The organism is Helcococcus ovis (genome assembly GCF_004524775.2).
Lineage (GTDB): Bacteria > Bacillota > Clostridia > Tissierellales > Peptoniphilaceae > Helcococcus > Helcococcus ovis.
The window spans coordinates 1,525,362-1,550,764 of the sequence record NZ_CP119081.1 but is presented as its reverse complement, the minus strand read 5'-3'; the positions used below and the strand labels follow the sequence as shown (position 1 = coordinate 1,550,764).

Annotated in this window: 26 protein-coding genes; 23 read left to right on the top strand and 3 right to left on the bottom strand. The window is 28.7% G+C overall.

The window, feature by feature from the left end; translation table 11 throughout:
- The first annotated feature begins 210 nt into the window (after window positions 1–210).
- From ileS to holA, 12 genes are all read left to right on the top strand, one after another.
- Window positions 211–3,303 carry an isoleucine--tRNA ligase gene (gene ileS / locus EQF90_RS07340; protein WP_134711919.1) on the top strand — a complete coding sequence of 1,031 codons (3,093 nt, stop codon included), beginning with the start codon at window positions 211–213 and terminating at the stop codon, window positions 3,301–3,303.
- A 746-nt stretch (window positions 3,304–4,049) separates the two neighbouring features.
- Window positions 4,050–4,274: an AtpZ/AtpI family protein gene (locus tag EQF90_RS07335; protein ID WP_134711920.1), complete on the top strand. Its 225-nt coding sequence runs from the start codon at window positions 4,050–4,052 to the stop codon at window positions 4,272–4,274.
- A complete protein-coding gene (locus tag EQF90_RS07330) occupies window positions 4,261–4,677 on the top strand; it encodes an ATP synthase subunit I (RefSeq protein WP_167604120.1) in 417 nt (138 codons plus the stop codon). Before EQF90_RS07335 ends, EQF90_RS07330 begins: the two co-directional genes overlap by 14 nt.
- Window positions 4,667–5,365, top strand: coding sequence for a F0F1 ATP synthase subunit A (gene atpB, locus EQF90_RS07325; protein WP_134711922.1), 699 nt, complete (start codon window positions 4,667–4,669; stop codon window positions 5,363–5,365). Before EQF90_RS07330 ends, atpB begins: the two co-directional genes overlap by 11 nt.
- A gap of 17 nt (window positions 5,366–5,382) precedes the next feature.
- A complete protein-coding gene (atpE, locus tag EQF90_RS07320; protein WP_134711923.1) occupies window positions 5,383–5,643 on the top strand; it encodes an ATP synthase F0 subunit C in 261 nt (86 codons plus the stop codon).
- A gap of 25 nt (window positions 5,644–5,668) precedes the next feature.
- Window positions 5,669–6,175, top strand: coding sequence for a F0F1 ATP synthase subunit B (gene atpF, locus EQF90_RS07315; RefSeq protein ID WP_134711924.1), 507 nt, complete (start codon window positions 5,669–5,671; stop codon window positions 6,173–6,175).
- Window positions 6,168–6,704, top strand: coding sequence for an ATP synthase F1 subunit delta (gene atpH, locus EQF90_RS07310; RefSeq protein ID WP_134711925.1), 537 nt, complete (start codon window positions 6,168–6,170; stop codon window positions 6,702–6,704). The genes atpF and atpH overlap by 8 nt, the downstream gene beginning before the upstream one ends.
- Window positions 6,705–6,708: 4 nt before the next feature.
- Window positions 6,709–8,211, top strand: coding sequence for a F0F1 ATP synthase subunit alpha (gene atpA / locus EQF90_RS07305; RefSeq protein ID WP_134711926.1), 1,503 nt, complete (start codon window positions 6,709–6,711; stop codon window positions 8,209–8,211).
- Between the two features lie 12 nt (window positions 8,212–8,223).
- A complete protein-coding gene (gene atpG, locus EQF90_RS07300) occupies window positions 8,224–9,087 on the top strand; it encodes an ATP synthase F1 subunit gamma (protein ID WP_134711927.1) in 864 nt (287 codons plus the stop codon).
- Entirely contained in the window at window positions 9,074–10,501 is a 1,428-nt protein-coding gene (atpD, locus tag EQF90_RS07295) for a F0F1 ATP synthase subunit beta (protein ID WP_425330694.1), read from the top strand. The genes atpG and atpD overlap by 14 nt, the downstream gene beginning before the upstream one ends.
- A gap of 8 nt (window positions 10,502–10,509) precedes the next feature.
- Window positions 10,510–10,911, top strand: coding sequence for a F0F1 ATP synthase subunit epsilon (locus tag EQF90_RS07290; RefSeq protein WP_134711928.1), 402 nt, complete (start codon window positions 10,510–10,512; stop codon window positions 10,909–10,911).
- 81 nt (window positions 10,912–10,992) lie between these two features.
- Window positions 10,993–12,021: a DNA polymerase III subunit delta gene (gene holA / locus EQF90_RS07285; RefSeq protein WP_134711929.1), complete on the top strand. Its 1,029-nt coding sequence runs from the start codon at window positions 10,993–10,995 to the stop codon at window positions 12,019–12,021.
- 89 nt (window positions 12,022–12,110) lie between these two features.
- Here holA and rpsT read toward each other — a convergent pair whose 3' ends face one another.
- Complete coding sequence (gene rpsT / locus EQF90_RS07280; RefSeq protein WP_134711930.1) at window positions 12,111–12,377, bottom strand: 30S ribosomal protein S20; 267 nt, start codon at window positions 12,375–12,377, stop codon at window positions 12,111–12,113.
- A 151-nt stretch (window positions 12,378–12,528) separates the two neighbouring features.
- On the opposite strand from rpsT, the gene lepB (EQF90_RS07275) reads away from it, so the two are divergent.
- The 4 genes from lepB (EQF90_RS07275) to EQF90_RS07260 are packed head-to-tail and all read left to right on the top strand — an operon-like array spanning window position 12,529 to window position 16,556.
- Window positions 12,529–13,152 (top strand): signal peptidase I, encoded by a 624-nt coding sequence (lepB, locus tag EQF90_RS07275; RefSeq protein WP_245151240.1) that lies wholly within the window; start codon window positions 12,529–12,531, stop codon window positions 13,150–13,152.
- Between the two features lie 2 nt (window positions 13,153–13,154).
- Window positions 13,155–13,706, top strand: coding sequence for a signal peptidase I (lepB, locus tag EQF90_RS07270; protein ID WP_167604122.1), 552 nt, complete (start codon window positions 13,155–13,157; stop codon window positions 13,704–13,706).
- Between the two features lie 2 nt (window positions 13,707–13,708).
- Window positions 13,709–15,526, top strand: coding sequence for a translation elongation factor 4 (gene lepA, locus EQF90_RS07265; RefSeq protein WP_134711932.1), 1,818 nt, complete (start codon window positions 13,709–13,711; stop codon window positions 15,524–15,526).
- On the top strand, window positions 15,516–16,556 hold the full coding sequence (locus EQF90_RS07260) for a hypothetical protein (RefSeq protein ID WP_167604124.1): 1,041 nt from the start codon (window positions 15,516–15,518) through the stop codon (window positions 16,554–16,556). Before lepA ends, EQF90_RS07260 begins: the two co-directional genes overlap by 11 nt.
- 144 nt (window positions 16,557–16,700) lie before the next feature.
- Here the strand turns inward: EQF90_RS07260 and EQF90_RS07255 are convergent, their stop codons facing one another.
- Window positions 16,701–17,111: a hypothetical protein gene (locus EQF90_RS07255; RefSeq protein ID WP_134711934.1), complete on the bottom strand. Its 411-nt coding sequence runs from the start codon at window positions 17,109–17,111 to the stop codon at window positions 16,701–16,703.
- The gene (locus EQF90_RS07250; RefSeq protein ID WP_134711935.1) at window positions 17,108–17,548 is read right to left on the bottom strand and encodes a hypothetical protein; all 441 of its coding nucleotides are present in this window, start codon (window positions 17,546–17,548) and stop codon (window positions 17,108–17,110) included. Before EQF90_RS07250 ends, EQF90_RS07255 begins: the two co-directional genes overlap by 4 nt.
- A 255-nt stretch (window positions 17,549–17,803) precedes the next feature.
- On the opposite strand from EQF90_RS07250, the gene hrcA reads away from it, so the two are divergent.
- From hrcA to EQF90_RS07215, 7 genes are all read left to right on the top strand, one after another.
- Window positions 17,804–18,823 (top strand): heat-inducible transcriptional repressor HrcA, encoded by a 1,020-nt coding sequence (hrcA, locus tag EQF90_RS07245; protein WP_134711936.1) that lies wholly within the window; start codon window positions 17,804–17,806, stop codon window positions 18,821–18,823.
- 2 nt (window positions 18,824–18,825) lie between these two features.
- Window positions 18,826–19,365 (top strand): nucleotide exchange factor GrpE, encoded by a 540-nt coding sequence (gene grpE / locus EQF90_RS07240; protein ID WP_134711937.1) that lies wholly within the window; start codon window positions 18,826–18,828, stop codon window positions 19,363–19,365.
- Window positions 19,366–19,422: 57 nt separating this feature from the next.
- Complete coding sequence (dnaK, locus tag EQF90_RS07235; protein ID WP_134711938.1) at window positions 19,423–21,246, top strand: molecular chaperone DnaK; 1,824 nt, start codon at window positions 19,423–19,425, stop codon at window positions 21,244–21,246.
- A 55-nt stretch (window positions 21,247–21,301) separates the two neighbouring features.
- Entirely contained in the window at window positions 21,302–22,417 is a 1,116-nt protein-coding gene (gene dnaJ, locus EQF90_RS07230) for a molecular chaperone DnaJ (protein ID WP_134711939.1), read from the top strand.
- 314 nt (window positions 22,418–22,731) lie between these two features.
- Window positions 22,732–24,021, top strand: a complete 1,290-nt coding sequence (istA, locus tag EQF90_RS07225) for an IS21 family transposase (protein ID WP_134712068.1) — start codon at window positions 22,732–22,734, stop codon at window positions 24,019–24,021.
- Window positions 24,011–24,754: an IS21-like element helper ATPase IstB gene (gene istB, locus EQF90_RS07220; RefSeq protein ID WP_134712067.1), complete on the top strand. Its 744-nt coding sequence runs from the start codon at window positions 24,011–24,013 to the stop codon at window positions 24,752–24,754. Before istA ends, istB begins: the two co-directional genes overlap by 11 nt.
- A 302-nt stretch (window positions 24,755–25,056) precedes the next feature.
- Window positions 25,057–25,368 (top strand): rhodanese-like domain-containing protein, encoded by a 312-nt coding sequence (locus EQF90_RS07215; protein WP_134711782.1) that lies wholly within the window; start codon window positions 25,057–25,059, stop codon window positions 25,366–25,368.
- Window positions 25,369–25,403: the final 35 nt, after the last annotated feature.

Genomic DNA, 25,403 nt, shown 5'->3' with positions numbered 1-25,403 from the left:
TACCCAATGAAAAGCGACCGAAGAGGGAGCTTTGAATTGAAGGTAGCAGGCGGGAAATGACGTAAGGGAGAAGTATCAGACGATGCGAAGCATCGACTGAAGACAAAAGTACGTCAAACGCAATTATTTATAATATTAATTAAATTGAAATTATTAACATTCCTACTAAATGTGTAAAATATAATGTAAAAATAAAAATTGGAGGTAGTTATGAAATTTGAAGCATTATCAGAAAGTTCCGTTAAAGATAGAGAAAAACAGATTTCTGATTATTGGAAAGAAATTGATTTGTTGAAACAATCAACAGAAACTAGAAAAGATGGACCTAGTTATGTATTTTTTGATGGACCACCAACAGCTAATGGCAAACCCGGTATTCATCACGTTATATCCAGAACCTTAAAAGATATGACCTGTAGATATAAAACTATGAGAGGATATTATGTTGAAAGAAAGGCAGGATGGGATACTCACGGATTGCCTGTTGAAATTGAAGCTGAAAAGAAATTACACCTAAATTCAAAAAAAGAAATTGAAGAATATGGTGTTGAAAAATTTAATAAAGTGTGTAGAGAATCAGTATTTACATATAGTGGAATGTGGAAAGATATGTCAGATAGAATGGCATTTTTAGCTGATATGGATAATCCATATATTACATTGGATAATGATTATATTGAAACAGCATGGCATTTATTAGATGATTTTAATAAAAAAGGATTGCTATATGAAGGAGCTAAGATTTTACCATATTGTCCAAGATGTGGTACAGGACTTGCTTCTCATGAGGTTGCACAAGGATATAAAATTATTAAATCTCAAACTGCAACAGTTAAATTTAAATTAAAAGATAAAGAAAATGAATATTTTTTAGCGTGGACAACAACTCCATGGACACTACCTTCAAACGTTGCTTTGACTGTAGGTCCGGAAATTGATTATGTAAAAGTTAAGAAAGGTGATGAGTACTATTATCTTGCTGAAAAATTAGCTACAAAAGTTCTTGGTGAAGATTACGAAGTAGTTGAAAATTTAAGAGGTAAAGATATGGAATATATGGAATATGAACAACTTCTTCCATATATCAATGTTAATAAAAAGGCGTTTTTTGTAACATTAGCTGACTATGTAAGTATTGAAGATGGTACGGGTATAGTTCACTCTGCACCTGCATTTGGTGAGGATGACTATCAAGTAGGATTAAAGTACAATTTACCATTAGTAAATCCGGTTGATGAAGAAGGTAAATTTAAGGAAACACCATGGAAAGGTAAATTTGTAATGGATTGTGATTTAGATATCGTAATTTACCTTGGAGAAAATAATAAATTATTTTCGAAACAAAAAATGGAACACAATTACCCACATTGTTGGAGATGTGGTACACCACTGATTTACTATTCAAAACCATCATGGTACTTGAGAGTAACTGATGTTAAAGATAAAATGGTTGAAAACAATAAAGGTGTAAACTGGTTCCCAGCATTTACAGGAGAAAAGAGGTTTGGAAATTGGTTGGAAAATCTAAAAGACTGGGCAATTTCAAGATCAAGATATTGGGGGACTCCACTTCCTGTTTGGAAAAATGAAGCTGGTGATATCATGACTGTCGGTTCAAGAAAAGAATTAGCGGAAAAGGCAATAGAAGATGTTAATATTGAAACTTTAGATATGCATAGACCATTTGTTGATAATATTCACTTAAGAGGTGAAGATGGCTCAGTATATACAAGAGTCCCGGATGTTATGGACGTATGGTTTGATTCAGGAGCAATGCCATTCGCGCAAAATCATTATCCGTTTGAAAATACAGACAAATTTGAAAATCTGTTTCCAGCTGACTTTATTTCAGAAGGAATAGATCAAACAAGAGGATGGTTCTATACGTTGATGGCAATTTCAACAATGTATAAGGGAGTTGCACCATATAAAAACGTTTTAGTAAATGACTTAGTTTTAGACAAAGAAGGGAAGAAAATGTCTAAATCAAGAGGAAATACTCTTGACGTATTTGAAATGTTTGACAAACATGGTGCAGATGCAATTAGATTTTACTCAATTTATGTTTCACCGGCATGGGTGCCAACAAAATTTGATGAAGACGGTGTAAGAGAAGTTGAAGCTAAATTATTTAGAACATTGAGAAACACATATTCATTCTTCCAATTATATGCACAAACAGATAAGGTTGACCCTACATCATTTTTTGTAGACTATAAGGATAGACCTGAAATTGACAGATGGCTAATTTCAAAATATCATTCATTAATTAAATATTATGACAGGGAAATGGATGTATTTGAATATACTAATGTTGCAAGAAAAGTATTAGATTTTCTAGTTGAAGATTTATCAAATTGGTACATTAGAAGAAATAGGAGAAGATTCTGGAAATCGGAAATAAATGATGATAAGAAATCAGTATACAATACAACTTATGAAGTATTAGTTGGACTAACAAAATTACTTGCTCCTATGATACCATTCACTTCTGAAGAATTATATAGAAAACTTGTTGGAGAAAAATCAGTTCATTTGGAAAAATTACCACAGTTAGATGAAAGTTTAATCGATGAAAAATTGGAAGAAAAGATGGATATAGCAAGAAGAATTGTTACACTTGGTAGATCATCAAGAGAAGATGCTGCTATTAAAGTAAGACAACCGCTTAGCGAAATTCTATTAGATAAAAAGTATAAAAATGATTTAGAAACTCTAGTTTCATTGATTAAAGAAGAGTTGAATGTTAAAGAAGTTGTTTTCAGTGATCACATACAAGAATTTATGAATTTTGAATTAAAGCCAAACTTTAAGATTGCAGGAGCTATACTGGGCAAATATGTAGGTCAATTTGGTCAAGTATTAAAAAATGCCGATGCTAGAGAGTTAGTTGAAAAACTTGAAGAAGGTTCTTTAATGATGGATATTAACGGTGAAGAATTTGAAATTAAGAAAGAATATGTTGATATTAGAATCTCAAGTAAAGAAGGCTTTGATATTAAGATGGATAAAAATCTATTTGTAATTTTAGATACAGAATTAACACCTGAGTTATTAAAAGAAGGTTACATGAGAGAATTCATCTCAAAAGTTCAACAAATGAGAAAATCTAACGGGTATGAAGTAATGGATTCAATTGAAATTTTTTATGAAGCAGACGATGAATTAAGTTCTGTATTAGAATCATTTGGTTCAGAAATAATGAAGGAAACTTTGGCTGTTAAATTAGAAAAAATTGAATTATTTGAAGATGAAATACCATTGAATGATAAAGTTGTGAAATTGAAGTTAAATAAAAAATAAAACCAAAAATCCCATAAAGCCACGAGTCCTCGCTGCGAAGTAGATGCTGAGGTGGCTAGTGGGATTTTTGTTTTTTTACAATATTGCAAGTTTTTGTAAGATAAATCGAAGGTTAATATTTTAGAATTTTGCTAATATTTTAATACAAAATTAATATAAAAAATAATATATTTATTGAATTTAATAATGAATATAATTTTAATGAATTTGAAAATATTATATATATGTTTGATAAAGAAACAGATTAGGAATATATGGACTTTCAGGGGTTTTATTTAATTATATTAAGTCGAAAGGTAAATCATATAATCCTTATTTAGTTGATTACGGAATAAATAAAATTATTAATAAATTAATTACAATAAATGGTAATAGGGTTACCCCTATAAGAAGTAATACAGGATCTCCTTACATTGATTCAGGGAGTGCAGGATTTATAAAATTGTTGTTTATGTATAATAAAAAAAATATAGAGATTTAATTATAGAACTATCTGAGAATTTAATAATTGAATTTGCACAAAAACCAAGATATTTTGATGGAATGTTAGGAATTGCAGATACTTTAATTTTGGAAATTTATTGTGGTTGCTTAAATAAAGAAGAATAAAATGTAATTGAATATTTTATATTATTATTAAAATTGAATATTCAATTTTAATTAAATAATTGTAACATTTTTTGTTTTTATTTATTATTGATATTTGCTTCATTATTAGATAAAATGTAATAGACAAGAGGTGAAATATGAAAAATTTAGTTTTAATTACACAATTAGCAATTACTATGTCTGTTCCTATTATTTTAGGACTTTTACTTGGTAATTATATTGATAAATGGATTGGGACTAAATGGATATTTTCTATAATATTGTTAATAATGGGTGTTGCATCAGGATTTATTAATTCATATAAATTGATTATGTCTCTTAATTCTACTGAGAAAGGTGAAAAAGAATGTGATAGAAAATGAAAAATATGTAAATAGTATCATAATTAAAGTTCTTATTCTTTTGATTGTTGAAAGTATTATTATATTGATATTTTTTGATAAGGTTCTGCCTAAAATATTAGGACTTTTACTTGGTGGATTTGTTAGTATAGCATTTTTTAAAATACTTTACCTTAACATTGTTGTGGCAATTGAAAAAAGTGAAGCACAGGCTAAAAGGTATATGGCTATAAATTATTCAGTCAGGTATTTAATTTCAGGATTAATATTTTTTATTGCAGCCAAGTCAATTTATTTAAATATATTTACATGTTTAATTGGCATGTTGTCAATTAAATTTGTTTTTTATATAAATAATTTGTTTTCTTTTATCGAAGAAAGAAAAAATAATTCTGTCAGAAAGGATGGTAAAGATGAACATTAGTATAGATATTGTACTAAATGGTAAAATTTATACTATTTCTCCGGAATTAGTTAATTCAGTACTTGTTGTTTTTGTTTTGAGTTTAATTTCCATAATTATAGGAATTAAAGCTAAACGTGCTAATTTTAAAGAAAAGCCGAAAGGTATTTTACTATTAGCGGAAATTTTTGTTGAAGGAATGGAAAATCTGGTTACTGTTACCATGGGAAAAGCGAATGTTGGATTTACACCTTATATTACAAGTTTGGCAATGTTTTTAGCAACATCAAATTTGTTAGGGTTGTTAGGTCTTAAACCTCCAACATCAAATTATACAGTGCCATTTACTTTAGCAATAATTACAACATTGATGATACATATTAATAATATAAGATTTAATGGTATAGGAGCATATCTTAAAGGATATATTGAACCCATACCAGTTTTATTACCTATTAATTTATTAGGGGAATTAGCTAATCCAATATCATTATCATTCCGTTTGTTTGGTAATATATTGAGTGGGGTCATAGTAACAACATTACTTTATGCGGCGCTAAATAGTATCTCGGTGTTTTTAACACCATTTATTACGCCGGTGTTCCACGCATACTTTGATGTTTTTGCAGGCTTAATTCAAACATTTGTATTTATAATGTTGACAATGGTAAATGTATCATTGGCAATAGGAGATAGAGAAATTATTTAAAAATTTAGGAGGAAAATATGGGAAACATTAGTAGTGAAGCGTTTATTTTAGGGATGTCAGCTTTAGGAGCTGGAATAGCAATGATCGCAGGGTTAGGACCTGGTATCGGACAAGGTTTTGCAGCAGGTAAAGCTGTAGAAGCGGTAGGTAGACAACCTGAAGCAAAAGGAGATATCATACAAGTTTTACTAACAGGATGTGCTGTTGCTGAATCAACAGGTATTTATTCATTAATTATCGCATCAATATTATTATTCTTAAAACCATTATTAGGATAATATAAGTATTTAGAAAGGAATATAAATGGGAATTGAAGTAAAGATTATTCCTGAGTTTCCTGGAGTATTAATACAATTAGCAGCGACATTGATTTTATTCTTAGTTGTTAGATATTTCTTATATAAACCTGTAAAGGACTTACTAGAAAAAAGACAGGCATTTATTGAAAAAAGTATAAGAGATAGTGAATATGCTAATGCCGAAGCACAAAGAATCAAAGCAGAGTATGATACAAAGATTTTAGAAGCTAAGCAAGAATCATCTGAAATCATTTCAAAGGCAAGATCTTATGGAGAAGAAATTAAAAATAAAGCAATACAAGAATCCAAAGAATTGGCTAAAGTTGAATATGAAAAAGGTGTATTAGCTTTAGAAACTGAAAAAATCAAAGTAATGAAATCAATGAATGATGAAATTGCTGATATGGCAATTAGTGCTGCGGAAAAAGTATTAAGAGAAAAGGTAAATACAGATACTGATAAAAACTTGGTAAAATCATTTATTAAGGATTTGGAGGAGTCTTATGAATAATCGTGTAAGTAAAGTTTATTCAGAAGCATTTTTCACATTATCCTTAGAAAAGGACAAACTTGATATTCATAAAAAGGATTTACTTGAAATTGAAAAAGTTTTGAATGAATATGAAGAAATTAATCAATTATTGTTAAATCCTAATGTTACAAAAGATGATAAAAAGCAATTAATATCAAAAGTTTTTTCAGATATTGATGTAGATACATTAAATTTGCTAAAGGTATTAATTGATAAATCAAGGTTTTTAGTATTTAAGGAATTAGTAAAAGAATATAGAAAAAATTATAATATTAATAAAAATATAGCGGAAGGAATAGTTTATTCAGCGAATAAGCTGGATCAATCTGATCTAAACAATTTAATATTAATATTAGAAAAAAAATTCGAAAAAAAAGTTGAGCTTGAAAATAAAATTGATGAAACACTAATTGGTGGAATTTCCGTATTTATTGATGGAAAGAGAATAGACAATAGTATTAAGTCAAGACTTGAAGTTTTGAGAAGCTCACTTAAAGAAAGAGGGTGAATAGATGAAACTAAAACCGGAAGAGATCAGTTCAATCATTAAAACTATGATTGATAAATATGATCAAAAAACTGAAATAGTTGACGAAGGTACAATTATTGAAGTCGGAGATGGTATTTCACGTGTTCATGGACTAGAAGATTGTATGGCGGGAGAGTTGTTGGAATTTGAAGGTGGGGTATATGGAATGGCTCTTAACCTTGAAGAAAACAATATAGGGGCTGTACTTTTAGGTGATGATAATAACTTAAAAGAAGGTGGAAAAGTAAAGAGAACGGGACGTATTGCTGAAGTTCCCGTTGGAGAAAATATGATTGGTAGAGTTGTTAATGCTTTAGGACAACCTATTGATGGTAAAGGAAAGATTGAAACTACAGAATTTAGACCTGTAGAATCTCCGGCGCCTCAAGTTATAGACAGAAAATCAGTTAATGAACCACTTCAAACTGGTATAAAAGCTATAGACGCATTAATACCGATTGGAAAAGGACAAAGAGAATTAATTATAGGTGATAGACAAACAGGTAAAACTACAATTGCAACTGATACAATTATTAATCAAAAAGGTAAAGATGTAATTTGTATTTATGTGGCTATCGGACAAAAAGAGTCTACAGTAGCAGGTATTGTAAATCTTTTTGAAAAGAAAGGTGCGATGGAATATACAATTGTTGTATCTGAATCTGCATCAAGACTGGCACCATTGCAATATTTAGCGCCGTATTCAGGTGTGGCAATGGGGGAATATTTCATGCATCAAGGTAAAGATGTATTAATAGTTTACGATGATTTAAGTAAACACGCCGTTGCATATAGAGCCATGTCCTTGTTGCTTAGAAGACCACCGGGACGTGAAGCATATCCCGGAGATGTATTTTACTTGCATTCAAGATTATTGGAAAGAGCTGCAAAATTAAGTGATAAATTGGGTGGAGGTTCAATAACTGCACTTCCTATTATCGAAACACAAGCCGGAGATATTTCGGCATATATTCCTACAAATGTAATTTCTATTACAGATGGACAAATATTCTTAGAATCAGAATTATTTTTCTCAGGGCAAAGACCTGCGGTAAACTCGGGGTTATCTGTATCTAGAGTAGGGGGATCAGCTCAATTAAAGCCGATGAAGAAAGTTTCAGGCGGTATTAAACTTGAACTTGCTCAATTTAGAGAGTTGGAATCATTTTCACAATTTGGTTCAGAATTAGATAAATCAACAAAATCTAAATTAGATCATGGTAAGAGAGTAATGGAAATAATGAAACAACCTCAAAATTCACCGGTTGACGTTAGAGATCAAGTAATTATTTTATATGCTACAACAAATAGGCTATTAGATGATATTGAAGTTGAAAGAATTAAAGATTTTGAAGCAAATTTAATTGAATATGCACAAAATAATTATTTTGAATTGAGAGAGAAGATTTTAACTGAAGATTTTTCAAAAGAATTACAACAAGAAATAAATGATATGATTGTAGAATTTAAGAAATCTTATGCTTAGAAAGAGGGCAAAATGGCACAAAGTACAAAAGATATTAAGAGAAGAATTCAAGGTATCGGAAGCATAATGCAAATTACAAATGCCATGGAATTAGTTGCATCAGCTAAGTTAAGAAAGTCAAGGGAAAGATTGGAAATCACTAAACCGTATTTTGAAACAGTGTTTGAAAATATAAATGATATATTAGCTGCTACTTCAGCTAATTCTTCATTAATGGAGAAAAGAGAAGTTAAAAATAGAGCAGTTATTTTGGTTTCAAGTGATAAGGGGCTTGCTGGAGGATATAATATAAATGCTGTAAATAAGGCATTAGAATATGTAAAAAATAGTGATGCTGAAAATACTGTAATTTATACTACAGGTATAAGATCTATAGAATTATTAAAAAGAAAAGGATTTGATGTAAATAAGGATTTTACACATATTGATAATGATCCGATTATAGAAGATGCATCAGCTATGGGATCATTTTTTGCAAATAAATATATAGAAAAGGTTTATGATGAAGTAGTTATTGTTTATACAAAATTTGATTCTATGGTGTCATTTGTACCTAAGATTATAAAATTATTGCCTGCTACAGGATTTGAAGCCGAAGGGAAAAAAAGCATTAAAAAATTTGATTTTGATTTTGAACCATCTGTTTCTACAGTCTTAACTCAAATGATTAAACAATATGTAAATGTAACAATTTACGGCTGTTTGTTGGAATCATCTGCTTCAGAACAAGCATCAAGACGTACAGCTATGGAAAATGCAACTTCTAATGGAGAAGATTTACTTGAAAATTTACAATTAGAATTTAATAGAGCAAGACAAGCATCAATTACTCAGGAAATATCTGAAATAGTTGGTGGAGCAAATGCTCTTAACTAAGAAGAAAGGAATAAATATGGCGAATGAAAATATAGGTAAAGTAGTCCAAGTTATAGGACCTGTACTTGATATTAAGTTTTCTTTAGGTAACTTGCCTAATTTATTAAATGCCATTGAAATTAAAAATAAAGATAAAACAATTATTGCTGAAGTTTCGCAACATATTGGTGATGATGTAGTTAGATGTATAGCTATGACATCTACTGATGGATTGGTTAGAGGAGATAAAGCTGTCGACACAGGTGGTCCGATATCAGTCCCGGTTGGTAATGCGACTTTAGGAAGACTTTTCAATGTGCTAGGTGAAACTATAGATAATGAAGCTGGATTGGAAAAAGTTGAAAAAGCTCCAATACATAGAAAAGCTCCGGTTTTTGAAGACTTATCACCTTCAACAGAAATATTTGAAACGGGAATTAAGGTTATTGACCTTATGGCTCCATATGCAAAAGGTGGTAAGGTTGGATTATTTGGTGGTGCCGGTGTAGGAAAAACTGTTTTAATTCAAGAATTAATAAATAATATAGCAAAAGAACACGGTGGATTGTCGGTATTTGCCGGGGTTGGAGAAAGAACAAGAGAAGGTAATGACCTTTACTACGAAATGAAGGAATCAGGAGTTATTGATAAGACATCTCTAGTATTTGGGCAAATGAATGAACCTCCGGGAGCTAGAATGAGAGTAGCTTTAACTGGTTTAACAATGGCTGAATATTTTAGAGATAAACAAAATCAAGATGTGCTATTATTTATAGACAATATCTTTAGATTTACACAAGCAGGTTCTGAAGTTTCAGCACTTTTAGGTCGTATGCCATCTGCTGTAGGTTATCAACCTACATTAGCTTCAGAAATGGGAGCTTTACAAGAAAGAATTACATCAACAAAAACAGGTTCCATTACATCCGTTCAAGCTGTTTACGTGCCTGCGGATGACTTAACAGACCCTGCTCCAGCTACAACATTCTCACACTTAGATGCTACAACAGTATTATCCAGATCAATTTCGGAATTGGGTATTTACCCGGCTGTAGATCCTCTAGATTCAACATCTAGAATTTTATCAGAAGATATTGTTGGGAAAAGACATTATGAATGTGCTAGAAAAGTTCAAGAAACATTACAAAGATATAAAGATTTACAAGATATCATCTCAATCTTAGGTATGGATGAGTTATCTGAAGATGATAAGATCACAGTTGCTAGAGCAAGAAGAGTACAAAGATTCTTATCACAACCATTCTTTGTAGCTGAACAATTTACAGGCTTAAATGGTAAATATGTACCAATTGAAGAAACTATAAGAGGATTTGAAGAAATTCTAGAAGGTAAGCATGATGACTTGCCGGAAGGAGCATTTCTATTTGTTGGGACAATAGATGAAGCGGTGGAAAAAGCTAAAACTATGGAATAGGAGGAACTATGGAAAATTTACATTTAAAAATAGTTACTCCGGATAGATTGTTTTATGATGATGGTATTGATATGTTGATAGCTAGAGGCTTAAACGGAGATTTTGCAATTTTGAAAAATCATGTTCCGTTAATTGCATCGTTAGATATAAGAGCATTAAAAATTAAAATTAATGGAGAGTTTAGATATGCTGCTATTGCTGGGGGATATTTAACTTATAAAAATAATGAAATTACAATAATGTCAGATGCTTGTGAATGGACAGAAGAAATTGATAAAAATAGAGCGCTAGAAGCTAAAGAAAGGGCTGAAAGACGTATTAAGGAAGCAAAAGAATCATCCGATATAGATAAAGCGGAAATTTCTTTGAAAAAAGCATTAAATAGATTAAATGTTAAAGATAATTATTAAAATGGAATAACTGTTGCAAAATAACACTACCAGTTATTAAGCAACAGCTATTTTTTATGTTAAAACACTTTTGAGGTAGTCATGAATTATATAGATTTGTTAAATAACATAGATAAAAATAATTTAAAAAATATAAACTTATTACAAGTGGAAGATAAATATTTTCTTGATTTGAGCTTAAAAACATTGAAAAATGATTTTATTGGAAATGATTTTTTAGATTTTAATTATGAAAAAGTTGATTTTCAAACATTAGAGAAAGAAAAATTTCAAACTATGGTTGAAACTCTTCCTTTAATGTCTGATAGAAGATTGGTTGTTATAGATAATTGTGATTTCAACAAAGATTCATTAAAAAAATATGAAGAATTACTAAATTACATTTCATCTTTTTTTGAAAAATTCAATACTATGACATATTTATTTTTCGTTTATAATTCAGATAAGTTATTTAAGGGGAAATTTGTAAAGCAAATAGAAAAATTTGGACATATATATTGTTTTTCAAGGTTAGATCAAAAAAATTTTGTTAGCTTTGTAAGGAAATTTTTTATTAATAATGGCGTTAGTATTGATATTAACTCTATTAGATTAATAACAGAAAGACTTAGATATTTAGATAGAGATTCTAAAAAGACATTGTTTGAAGTGGAAAATGAATTATCAAAACTTTTAAATAATATAAAGAGTAAATCTCCAACATATGATGAAATAGAAGAAAGTATAATTGATACTTTTGAGGAAAAAATATTTGGTTTATTAGATTATATGAGTAGTAAAGATTTGAAAAAATCGTTATATTCATATAGCACGATGAAAAACGAAGATCAAATGATGATTTATTACATGATAATACGCCAAGTTAGAAATATGATTTGTGTAAAAGACTGTTATGATAAGCGATTAAATATTCAAACAGGTCAGTCTTATTGTAATTTATCGCCATTTGAATATAAAAAGCTTGATAAATTAGTGAGAAATTATGAATTAAAGGATTTATTATTGCTTCATGATCTTTGTTTTAAGAGTGAGAGAAATTTTAAAACTTCAAAAAGGAAAATCGAAGATATAATTGAAAGGTTAATATTAGAATTTTGTATGAAAAAATAGTGAATGTAGAATATGTTTACTATTTTTTATTTTAAAATTAAAAAAGATGCACATAGGCACCTTTTATAAATTCAATATTAATTTATTAACTAAGCTTTAGCTTTACCTAATTTTGAGCTTAATTTACTTAATCTTCTTGAAGCAGCGTTTTTATGTAAAACACTCTTTGATACAGCTTTTTTTAATTTTTTATCTAAAACTTTTAATAAGTTTGTTGCATCTTCTAATCTACTTTCTTCAACAGCTAAATCAAATTTTTTAGTTAAAGTTTTTAATTCGCTTTTTTTAGCTCTATTTTTTAATGTTTGTCTTTTAGTAACATCAATTCTTTTTATTGCTGATTTAATATTTGCCATATAGTCACCTCCCGTAAATAATCTATTTCGATAACATCAATAAGTATATCAAAATGTTGTATTTAAATCAAGAAAAATATTATTTATACTTTAGAAAATTTTATTAAAATGATATAATATATATTATCGAAAAAATAGAAAGAGGTTAATTATGTCTGAAAATAAACGTCAAGAGTTAGAAGATAATCAAGAAAAAGTTAAAGATATTAATGAATTAAATAATGAAGAAAAAAATACAGATTATAATGAGAAAAAAGAAAATAAAACAAGTATAATTATGGAATGGGCCAGAGCGATATTAATAGCTATAATTTTAGCATTTTTAATTAAAACATTTATATTTGAACCGACCAGAATATCCGGAAGTTCAATGCTAAATACTCTTCATGATAATGATAGAGTTTTGGTAAATAAAATTACGATGAAGTTTAGCCCAATTAAAAGAAAAGATATTATTGTAATGAAGTTTGATGAAAATAAGGATTATATTAAAAGAATTATAGGATTACCCGGAGAATATATTCAAATAATTGATGGTAAAGTATATATAAACGGTAAAGTTTATGAAGAACCATATATAAATCAACAATATACAGAAACAATAAATGGATTCGAGTGGAAATTAGGTCACAACCAATATTTTGTAATGGGTGATAATAGGCTTCCAAATGGAAGTACTGATTCAAGAGTTTTTGGACCGATTGAACTTGATAGAATAAAGGGGGTTGCAAACTTTAGATTTTATCCATTTAGTGGATTTGGTTTGCTTAAATAGTTTTGGAAGATATATTATTATTAAAAAAAATTAAGCGAAAAAAGAAAAATAGAAAAAAGATTATTAATTTACTAAAGATTTTAGCTATAGTTATTTTAGTTGCTATATTTTTAGCTTTTGTTATTGATAAATTATTGTTCTCCATAGTATCAATAGAAGGAGATTCAATGCAAAGAACACTTTATCAAGGGGATAAAGTGTTAATTAAAAAAATAGGTATAGATATTAAAGATTTAAATCATGATGATATTATTTCTTTCAAGGGAAATGATGAAAAAAATTATATTAAAAGAGTTATAGGTATACCTGGAGATGTTATAGAGATTGTTAACGGTAAAGTTTTTATTAATGGAGTTCAAAAAATAGAAGGTTACATTAAAGGAACGGAAACATTGGTATACAACCAAAATAAATGGTTTGTTACGGATAATGAAGTATTTGTTTTGGGGGATAATAGGTTAAAAGATATGTCTAAGGATTCTAGAATTATGGGAAATGTTAATATAAAAAGTATTAACGGAAAGGTTATTCATAATTTTAGTTCAGAAAGGTAAATATGAAAGATAACAAAGAATTTATAAGAAATTTTTCGATCATAGCTCATATTGATCATGGGAAATCAACATTAGCTGATAGATTGATTGAAGAGACCGGTGCGGTTACAAAAAGAGAGATGAGTGATAGATTGCTTGATAGTATGGAATTAGAAAAAGAAAGAGGGATTACTATTAAGTTAAAAGCAATTAAAATTTTTTATGAAGCTAAGGATGGGCATAAATATACATTAAATTTAATTGATACACCGGGACACGTAGATTTTAATTATGAAGTTTCAAGATCTTTGGCGGCATGTGAGGGAGCTTTACTAATTGTTGATGCGACTCAGGGGGTAGAAGCACAGACATTGGCAAATACATATTTGGCCATGGATCAAGATTTAGAAATAGTTCCTGTAATTAATAAGATAGATTTACCATCTGCTCGTATTGAGGAAGTAAAAGAAGAGATAGAAGATATATTAGCTATAGATACTGAAGGGGTTCCGTGTGTTTCTGCAAAAGAAGGATTAAACATAGGAGATGTGTTAGAAGCTATTGTTCAAAGAATTCCGGCTCCAACAGGAGATGATAATGCTCCATTAAAGGCTTTGATTTTTGATTCATATTATGACTCTTATAGAGGGGTTGTAATGTATGTTAGAGTTAAGGAGGGCAAGATATTTCCGGGGCAACAAATAAAGATGATGTCTACAGGAGCTAAATTTGATGTAACGGAAGTTGGTTACTCAATGAAAGGTGAATATAAGACAGATGCTATATCTGCGGGGGATGTAGGTTACGTGGTTGCTTCAATTAAAGATATTAAACAAGCTCAAGTAGGGGATACGGTTACAGACTTAAATAATCCGGCTGCTGAACCGCTTCCGGGTTATAAAAAAGCAATTCCAATGGTTTACTCAGGATTATATCCGGCAGAAGGTGAATCATATAATAATATTAGAGATGCTTTGGAAAAATTAAAAGTAAATGATGCTTCTTTAGATTTTGAAGCTGAAACATCTGCGGCTTTGGGGTACGGATTTAGAACTGGTTTCCTTGGACTTTTGCACATGGAAATCATTCAAGAAAGATTGGATAGAGAATTTGATTTAGATATTATAGCAACTGCTCCATCAGTAATTTACAGGGTTCACATGAATAGTGGAGAAGTTAAAGATATTCAAAATCCTACAGATTTCCCACATGAAACACTTATTGACTATGTAGAGGAACCATTAGTAGAAGCTCATATCATGACTCCTGAATCATATATAGGGGCTATTATGGAATTATGTCAGGAAAGAAGGGGCGTGTTTAAGGATATGACTTATCTTGACAAATACAGAGTTCAAATAAACTACGTTTTACCACTTAATGAGGTAATTTATGATTTCTTTGATGCGTTAAAGTCTAAAACAAGGGGATATGCATCATTTGATTATGAATTCTTAAAATATGAAAAATCTGATTTAGTAAAGCTAGATATTTTGTTAAATGGAGAAAGTGTTGATGCTTTATCTATAATTGTTCATAGGGACAAAGCTTATGAAAGAGGGAGAAAAATAGCAAGTAAGCTAAAGGATGAAATACCGAAACATCAATTTGTAATTCCTGTTCAGGCTGCAATAGGACAAAAAGTTATTGCTAGAGAAACTGTTAGAGCTTACAGAAAAGACGTTATCGCTAAGTGTTATGGCGGAGATATATCACGTAAGAGAAAACTTCTGGAAAAACAAAAAGAAGGTAAGAAGCGTATGAGAGCTGTTGGTAAAGTACAAGTGCCACAAGAAGCATTTTTATCGGTTCTAAAATATGATGAGGGCGATGAAAAATAAAAATATAGGACTATATATACACATCCCATTTAGAAATGAAGAAGTAAATTATTTACAGACTAATTCCTATTATGGGATGAATTTGTATGAAAAAGAATATTTTGATAATTTACATAAAGAAATGAAGATTAGGAATATCCAAAACTATAATATTGATTCCGTATATATTGGCGGAGGAGACCCATCTTGTATATATTCTGATTTTATAACATCCTTATTAAATAGTATGAAACTAGAAAAAAATAGTGAAATTACTATTGAAATTAATCCATATTGTGAATTATCAAAAATAAAAAATTACATTGACTGTGGAGTTAATAGATTTTCAATAAAAGTATTTCCTTTTAAGAATGAAAAATGGGATATTTTAATAAAAAATATTTTAGAGATGATAGAATATATAAACAATAAAGGTGTTTATAACATTAACTTAGATATTTATTTTGCTTATAAAAATCAAATTACTGAATTAAATTTCTTAAAATTAGTTGATATACCTCATCTTTCTTTTTACTCTCTAAATGATGGATATTTAAACGATATAGAAGAGGAAGAATTGTCAGTTATTCAAAATTTTATTAAAAAAACGGACTATATTCATTATGAAATTAATCACTATTGTAAAAAAGGATATGAATCTAAACACAATTATAAGTATTGGAATTTAGATGAATATATAGGTATCGGACTTGGGGCTAGTAGTTTTATTAAAGGGTTATTATATAAAAATGAATTAGAATTTGAAAAGTATTTTGATAAAATTAATTTGGAAGAAATCCCTTGCTGTGAAAAAGATCTTTTAGATGGTGAAAAATTAGAAAAAACATATATAATTTTAAAAATGGGAACTAAAGAGGGGATAGATACTAAAGAATATAAAGAAAAATTTAATATAGATTTTGAGCTTAAGTATGCTGAAACTTTGAAAAAATTTATATCTAATATGATTATAGAAAAACATCTAGATAATTATAGATTTACAGATAAAGGGATGTATTTATCAAATGAGTTTTTTATAGACGTTTTGTAAATATGGTACCCACTCTTAAAATTCATTAATTATCAATAGTCTATATCTTGTTTAATTTTTTATTAAAAAAAATAGTGAAAGTGAATTTTATCCACCGACACTATTTAATATCCCATTTCTTAATATTTTTAATATAGGTAAGGATTAATCCTTGTTTAAATTTTCTATAATATAATCAATAACTAAAAAACTAAAGAATACTCTGCTTATAAAAATAGCATCATTTAAGAATTTCACAAAATCCTTTTTGTTATCAGGAAAGATTAATGATGTCAATAACGCTCCGGTATATGAAAATAACAAAAGTGCTATTGTAATGAAAATTGACGCGCCGAATATTTTTAATATATTAAATTCTTTATATGCTACTTTAATAAAAAATATACTGTTTAATAGAGAAAATATGTAAATTATAATTATGTTCTTATATACTAAAGTAATATCAATATTTGAAAATATAAAATTTAATCCTTCTGCTAATATATAAGTTGAAAAATATAATATTACAAAAAATATTATATTTTTTATAGTTATTTTTTCTAAATACTTAATCATATTATACACCCATAAGCTGAATCGTAAAGTAGCTTAACGGCATAAGCATAATTTACTCCGGGTATAATTTTTGCTAAATGATTTGCAAGAGCTTTTTTGCCATATTTAATTAATATCGCACGAGAACCCTTTAATATAGCATTAAAGCTTAAATCGCCTATTATATTTTGTTTAATATTATTAAATACGCAATCTAAAAACTTTGTTATAGGATCATCTCTTTTATCATTACCTGAATCGGGATTTGAACAATTACAATATGGATAACATGGATCTCCGGGAAAACATGCTCTTCGAATACCGACAGTAAATAATCGTTCTAACTTAACATTTTTTAGATCATATATATTGGATATCTTCCAATATGCTCCATCGTCATAATATGTAAATGAATCTGGAATATCTTCTATTTTATCGGCCTTTACATTTGTTATCATTACTGAATTGAATGTAAATAAAATTGAAAATAAAACTATAAAAATGTTTTTTGTGAATATTTTTCATATAACCTCCTAAATAATATATGACTTCGTTTTCAAATTTATTATATATGTATATATACATATTGTCAAGTTTTTCTCAATCTCATAGTATTTAAAACTTGACATTTTAAAAATATGGTATATAATATAGTTAGCACTCGGGGTTAGTGAGTGATAACAAAAAATAAAATTTGAAGGAAGAGGATCAATATGGATGATAGAAAGATTAAAATATTAAATTCAATAATAAAGTCATATATTGATTCAAAAGAGCCGGTAGGTTCAAGATTACTTTCTAAGGATAGTAATATAGGAGTTAGTGCTGCGACCATACGAAATGAAATGAGCGATTTGGAAGAGCTTGGATATTTGGAAAAATTACATACCTCATCAGGGAGAATTCCTTCTAATAGTGGATATAGACTTTATGTAGATGCGTTGTTATCAGACGAAATTCCATTTGAGTTAGGACCCAGACAAATTTTTGATATGAGTAATATGAAAGATTCGTCAGAATTTGATAATGTAATTAGAAATGCAACTAAGATGTTATCAGCTATCACAAACTATACTGCTTTAGCAATGTTGCCTGAAATGTCAAAAATATATTTGAAATATATAAATGTTGTATTTTTTGGGCCTAAAGATTTGGTTATTATATATATTTATAACTCAAAAGAAGTTATAAGTGATAGCATACGATTGAAAAGTCCTATTGATAAAAATACAATTGACCTTATAAATAGTTTACTGACATCGACTTTATTGGATTTGAATCATAAAAATATGATAGAGGCATTACATTCACAAGTTTATGAAGTTTTAAGAGAAAGGCATTCCGTGTTAAATGAGATTATACCGGTTATCGAAAAGACAACCTTTGAAAATTCTCAGGCAAGGATGATTTATGAAGGACTTGGAAACTTGTTTGTTTACAATAATGATTTAATAGAAAATAATCAAAATCTTTTAAATTTTATAAAAGAAGATAATCCTTTACTTGAAGTTTTATCTGATAATATGGATACGGATTTACAAGTATATATTGGAGATGAATTAGGAATAAAGGAATTCGAAAAATTTAGTGTAATAACTATTACATTTAGAAATAGTGATGGTATCAAAGGTAAGCTTGGAGTTTTAGGACCAAATAGTATGAAATATGATAAAGTAATTGCAGATTTGGTATTGGTAAGTAAGTATATAAATGGATATATTGAAAGAAGGTAGTGATGGATGAAAAAGAAAAGATAGAAGATATAAATGATAAAACAAAAGACGTTGTAGAAGAGAAAAATGAAGAAATGGTTAAAGAAAACTCTGAAGAAATCACTAAAGATACTGAACAGGTAAATGAACAATTTGAAAAATTAAAAGATTCATTTGCAAGATTACAAGCAGATTTCACAAATTATAAACGTAGACAAGAAAAAGAAAAATCGGATATATATAAATATGCTTCAGAAGGTTTAGTTATTAAACTACTTTCTGTAATGGATAATTTTGATAGAGCATTGAAAGGTGCTGATGAAGAAGACACATTAACAAAAGGAATTGTAATGATTAAATCTGAGTTGGAAAATATTCTTACTCAAGAAGGAGTTGAAGAAATAGTATCCGATAATGAAAAATTTGATGCAAACTTACATCATGCAGTATTTATGGAAGAAAATGATGAAGTTGAATCAGAACACATCATTGAAACATTCCAAAAGGGATATAAATTAAAAGATAAAGTAATAAGACCGGCGATGGTGAAAGTAAGTAAGTGAGTTATTTAGAAAAATGTATAAGTGTAAATTATAGTATTAAACAAAAAGGAGAAAATTATGGGAAAAATTATAGGTATTGACTTAGGTACAACAAACTCAGCAGTAGCAGTAATGGAAGGTGGACAAGCTACAATAATTCCTAATGCTGATGGAGATAGAACTACACCTTCAGTAGTAGCATTTACAAAAGACGGAGAAAGATTAGTTGGTAAAACAGCTAAAAGACAAGCAATCATGAACCCTGAAAAAACAATTTCATCAATTAAGAGAGAAATGGGTACAGATTATAAAGTAAAAATCGATGATAAATCATATTCACCAGAAGAAATTTCTGCAATGATTTTACAAAAAATTAAAGCAGATGTTGAAGCATATTTAGGTGAAACTGTAACAGAAGCAGTTATTACTGTTCCGGCATATTTTACAAATGAGCAAAGACAAGCAACTAAAGATGCTGGGAAAATAGCAGGTTTAGAAGTTAAGAGAATTGTTAATGAACCAACAGCAGCTGCATTATCATACGGAATGCAAAAAGAAAATAATGATATGAAAATAATGGTATTCGACTTAGGTGGTGGTACATTTGACGTATCTATCTTGGAAGTAGACGACGGAGTTATAGACGTATTGGCAACAAGAGGTAATAACAGACTTGGTGGGGATGATTTTGATAACAGATTGATGAATTATATTGCTTCAGAATTTAAGAGAGAAAATGGTGTGGATTTATTACAAGATCCAACATCAGCACAAAGATTGAAGGATGCAGCAGAAAATGCTAAAAAAGAATTATCAACTCAAATGAGTGTTCAAATTAATTTACCATTCATCACAGCTATAAATGGTCAACCAGCTCACTTAAATATGGATATTACAAGATCTAAATTTGAAGAACTAATTTCAGACTTGATTGACGAAACATTAATCCCTGTAAAAGATGCTTTAAAAGACGCAGGATTACAAGCTTCAGAAATAGATAAAGTGCTTTTAGTTGGTGGGTCAACAAGAGTTCCTGCTGTAGCAGAGGCGGTAAAGAAATTAACAGGAAAAGCTCCTCAAAAAGATATTAACCCTGATGAGGCTGTTGCTTTAGGTGCAGCTGTACAAGGGGCAATTTTAGCAGGAGATGTAAATGATCTATTATTACTTGATGTTACACCACTTTCATTAGGTATTGAAACAATGGGTAATATTACAACAGTATTGATTGAAAGAAATACAACAATTCCTACAAAGAAATCACAAGTATTTACAACAGCAGCAGATAACCAAACATCAGTAGATATCAAGGTATTACAAGGTGAAAGACAAATGTCTAAAGATAATACAATGATTGGTAATTTCCAATTAACAGATATTCCTGCTGCGCCAAGAGGGGTACCACAAATTGAAGTTACATTTGATATTGATGCAAATGGTATTGTAAATGTATCTGCTAAAGATTTAGGTACAGGTAAAGAACAAAAAATTACAATTACAGCTTCAGCAAATTTAAGTGAAGAAGAAATTAATCAAAGAGTTAAGGATGCAGAAAAATATGCAGACGAAGATAAGAAGAAAAAAGAATTGATTGAAACAAAGAATCAAGGAGAAAGTATTTCTTATCAAGTAGAAAAAACATTAAAAGATCTAGAAGGAAAGATTTCAGATTCTGAAAAAGAAGCAATTAAAGCTAAAAATGAAGAATTAAAGAAAGTTTTAGGTTCTGAAAATGTTGATGAAATCAAAGCTAAAATTGAAGAATTAACTCAAGAGTTAAATAAGATGAGTGAAAAACTTTATGCTCAATCTGGTCAAAAGAGTGAAGCTGGACAACAAAAAAAAGATGATGTTGTTGATGCTGATTATGAAGTGGTTGACGAAAATGAAGAAGGTAAGTAAAATATATAATTAGTAGGAGGGGAGCTTGCTCCCCTTTATTAGTTAAGGTGGTAATATGAATAATCCGTATGAAGTGCTGGGAGTTTCGCAAAGTGCGAGTGCTCAAGAAATAAAAAAAGCGTATAGAAAATTAGCTAAAAAATATCATCCAGATTTAAATGGTGGTAGTGAAGAAGCTCAAGAAAAATTAAAAGAAATTAATGAAGCCTATTCTATACTTGGAGATGAAGAAAACAGAGCTAAGTATGATAGATATGGAGATGCTGCATTTGATCCGAATTCTGGATTTGGTGGTTTTTCAGGAGGAATGGGAGATATATTCTCAGATTTATTTTCTGACTTTTTTGGAGGATCTTCCAGAACAAGACAAAGGGATCCGAATGCTCCTAAAAGAGGCCAAGATATTCAAATTCATGTAAACATATCATTTAGAGAATCTGTCACCGGTGTTGAAAAGGAAGTTTCCTATAGAAAATATCAAAAATGTAATACATGTGAAGGTTCTGGGGCAAAACCCGGTACGTCAAAGAAAACTTGTACTCGTTGTCATGGAACAGGTCAAGTTAGAAGTACTCAATCGACTCCATTTGGTCAATTTTCAACCGTTAACACATGTCCAACATGTAATGGGGCGGGTACAGTTATTGAGGAAAAATGTGAAACTTGTCATGGAGAAGGAAGGGTTCTAAAAACTTCAAAAATCAAGATTAAGATTCCTTCAGGAATTGCAGATGGAAATATGATACCTGTTAGAGGAGAAGGACATGATGGAGAAAATGGAGGACCTTCAGGAGATTTATATATTGCGGTTTCTGTAGAAGAGCATGAAATTTTTAAAAGATATGGTAATGATATATTTTATGAATTACCAATTTCGTTTGTTACAGCAGCTTTAGGGAATGAAATAGATATTCCAACATTAGATGGGACAACTAAATTTGAAATTCCTGCAGGCACACAAAATGATACTAGATTTAAATTAGATAAAGAAGGGATGGTTGATGTAAGAACGGGATATAAAGGAGATTTATATTTTGATGTTAAAGTTATCGTTCCTAAAAAATTAAATGAAAAACAAAAAGAACTACTTCAAGAATTTGCCGAAGTTACCGGTGAAGATGTAAAACCTGAAAAAGGATTTTTTGAAAAGATTAAAGAGTGGTTTGATTAAAAATAAAAGTTTGTTTACGTCACTAGTCCTCGGATTACATCCTGCGGAGGTGTCTAAACAAACTTTTATTTTTATAGATGGAGAATGAATGAAATTTTAAGAAATAAGAAGTTTGTTTACGCTGCTAGTCCTCGGATTATATCCTGTGTGTTAATGTTAACATAAAAATCTTGAAATAGCCCCTTCATAATAAAAAAATGAAAAAAAGCTGGGGTAAAATTTATGTAAATGCTAATATAACAATGTACAAAAACGATTAAATAAAAATGTACAATTTGATAAAATAAATGAATATTAAATATTAGGAGACATATATGAAATATTCATTAATTCTAAATAATATAAATTTTGAAATTAAAAATTTAGAAGACTTATCAACATTAAAAACAATTATGGATGCAAACAACTTAAAAGTTAATTACTCACAATTAGCTAATGAACTAAATGTGGATAGAAGAACAATAAAAAAATATTACGAAGGATATGAAAAGAAAAAAACTAGAAATAAATCTTCAAAAATAGACAATTTTAAGAATATAATCGAAGAACTTTTAGATGAAAATTCAATTCAAAGATTTTACTCTAAATCAATACTTTACAGATATTTGAAAGAAAATCATAACTTAAATGTAAGCGAATCAAGTTTTAGAAGATATATATTAAACAATGATAAATTCCAAAAATATTTTTCTAAGAAAAAATATAAAGATGGTGCAAAAATTAGATTTGAAACTTCTCCAGGTGAACAAGCTCAAATTGATTGGAAAGAAGATATGACCTTTATCACTAGTGATTGTGAAATAATTAAATTAAATATTTTTGTATTTCAACTTTCATACTCTAGATATAGAATTTTTCATGTATCTTTAGATAAAAAGCAAGATGTGGTTTTAGACTTTTTAACAAGATCTTTTGAATTAATACAAGGGGTTCCAAAAACAATTTTATCAGATAATATGAAAACAATTATGGATGAACCAAGAACTAAGGATTCTGATGGAAAAATTAATAATAAATTTAATCAATTCTTAAATGATTTTAATATAAGCTTAAAACCATGTATGGCTAGAAGACCTCAAACTAAAGGCAAAGTTGAATCAAGTATGAAAATACTTGAAGAAATTTATGCTTATCAAACAAAAATTAATTATGAACAATTATTAAAATTAGTAGAAAAAATTAATAATAGAGTAAACTTAAATATTCATCAAGGCACAAATAATATACCATTAAGTTTGTTAGAAATTGAAAAAGATTCCTTAATGCCATTACCAAATGAATCACTAAGAAATCTTTACAAAATATCTTCAACAATTCTTAAAGTTAACTCTAGTTGTATGATTTCATACAAAAGTAATCAATATTCTCTACCACCAGAATATAAAAATAAAAGAGTTAATTTAATAGTTAAAGATAATAAACTACACATATATGATAACACAAAAGTAATAACAGTTCACAATATTTCTAAAAATAAATTAAACTATCATAAAAGCCATTATCTAGAAATTTTCAAGAATAATTTACCTAGTTATGATGAGAAAAAAGTTCAAATTTTAGTAAATGAAAATTTAAGTAAAATTGGAGGAAATTATGGAAAATAGTATCAATTATGAAAGATTAGTTTCAAATTTAGAATATTTGAATTTAAAACAAATGTTAATTTATTTAGAAAATGAATTAAATCAACCAAATATATCATTAATTGATGGATTGTTAAAGTTAACTGATTATGAAGTTGAAAATAAAAAATATGTTGCAGCAAATCAAATGATAAAAGTGGCTAGTTTTCCACATATAAAAACAATAAATGACTTTGATTTTAGTTTTAATCAAGAAATAAATGAAAATCAAATAAAAATGCTTTGTTCATTAAAATTTTTAGAAAAGAATGAAAATATAATATTTCTTGGAAATAGTGGAGTTGGAAAAACTCATTTAGCAACATCGATAGGAATAGAAAGTGCTAAAAAACGAATAAGCACATATTTCATTAAATGTCATGATTTAATAGAAAACTTAAAACGAGCAAAGTTAGAAAATAAGCTAGAACAACGAATAAAACATTACACAGGATATAGATTATTAATAATTGACGAAATGGGCTATTTACCGCTAAATGATGGCGATGAAAGATTGTTATTTCAACTTATTGATAAAAGATATGAAAAGAAAAGTACGATAATAACTACAAATTTAAACTTTAATGAATGGTCAAAGCTATTTTATGATGAGAAAATAGCTTCAGCAATTATAGATAGACTGTTACACCACGCAACAGTCGTATCTATAACTGGAAATTCATACAGACTTAAAGAATATATGAAGGAGGAATAAGTGTACATTCTTATATAATCAATTTTGTACATTTTTATGTTGACATTAACACATTCATACTTAATTTGCTATTTAAGTGTATTAGTATGCAGAAAATTAAGAGAATTTCATACTATATAAGTCGGTGAATGTATAAGTATTATAAAAAAATATAATATTCATGTTATTTATATTTTACGGTAAAATTTTATAATGAATAGCATAATGTTTTTATCTCTCTTCTTTAATTTAGCACTTATATAAGTAATGTAAAATTATATAAAAAGGGTATAATATAGTTAAATATGATAAAGGAGAGAGAAATGGGGTTATTTGATTTTTTGAAGGTGCCTGATATTAATAATGGAGTAAAGGAATTTAGAGAAACTGAGGGAGCTTATCTTTTAGATGTTAGGACTAAAACAGAATACAAGGAGGGATTTATTAGAGGTAGTGTTAATATTCCTTTAGATGAAATCTTAAAAGTTGAAGGCAAAATTAAAGATAAGGATGCACCAATATTTATATATTGCAGGAGTGGTAATAGAGCTGGTACAGCTGTGAAATTAATGAAACAAATGGGATATAGTAATGTTAAAAATATTGGTGGAATAATTAGTTATAGAGGTAACTAGTTTCTTGTAATAAAATTAAGAAGAGGATATTGCAA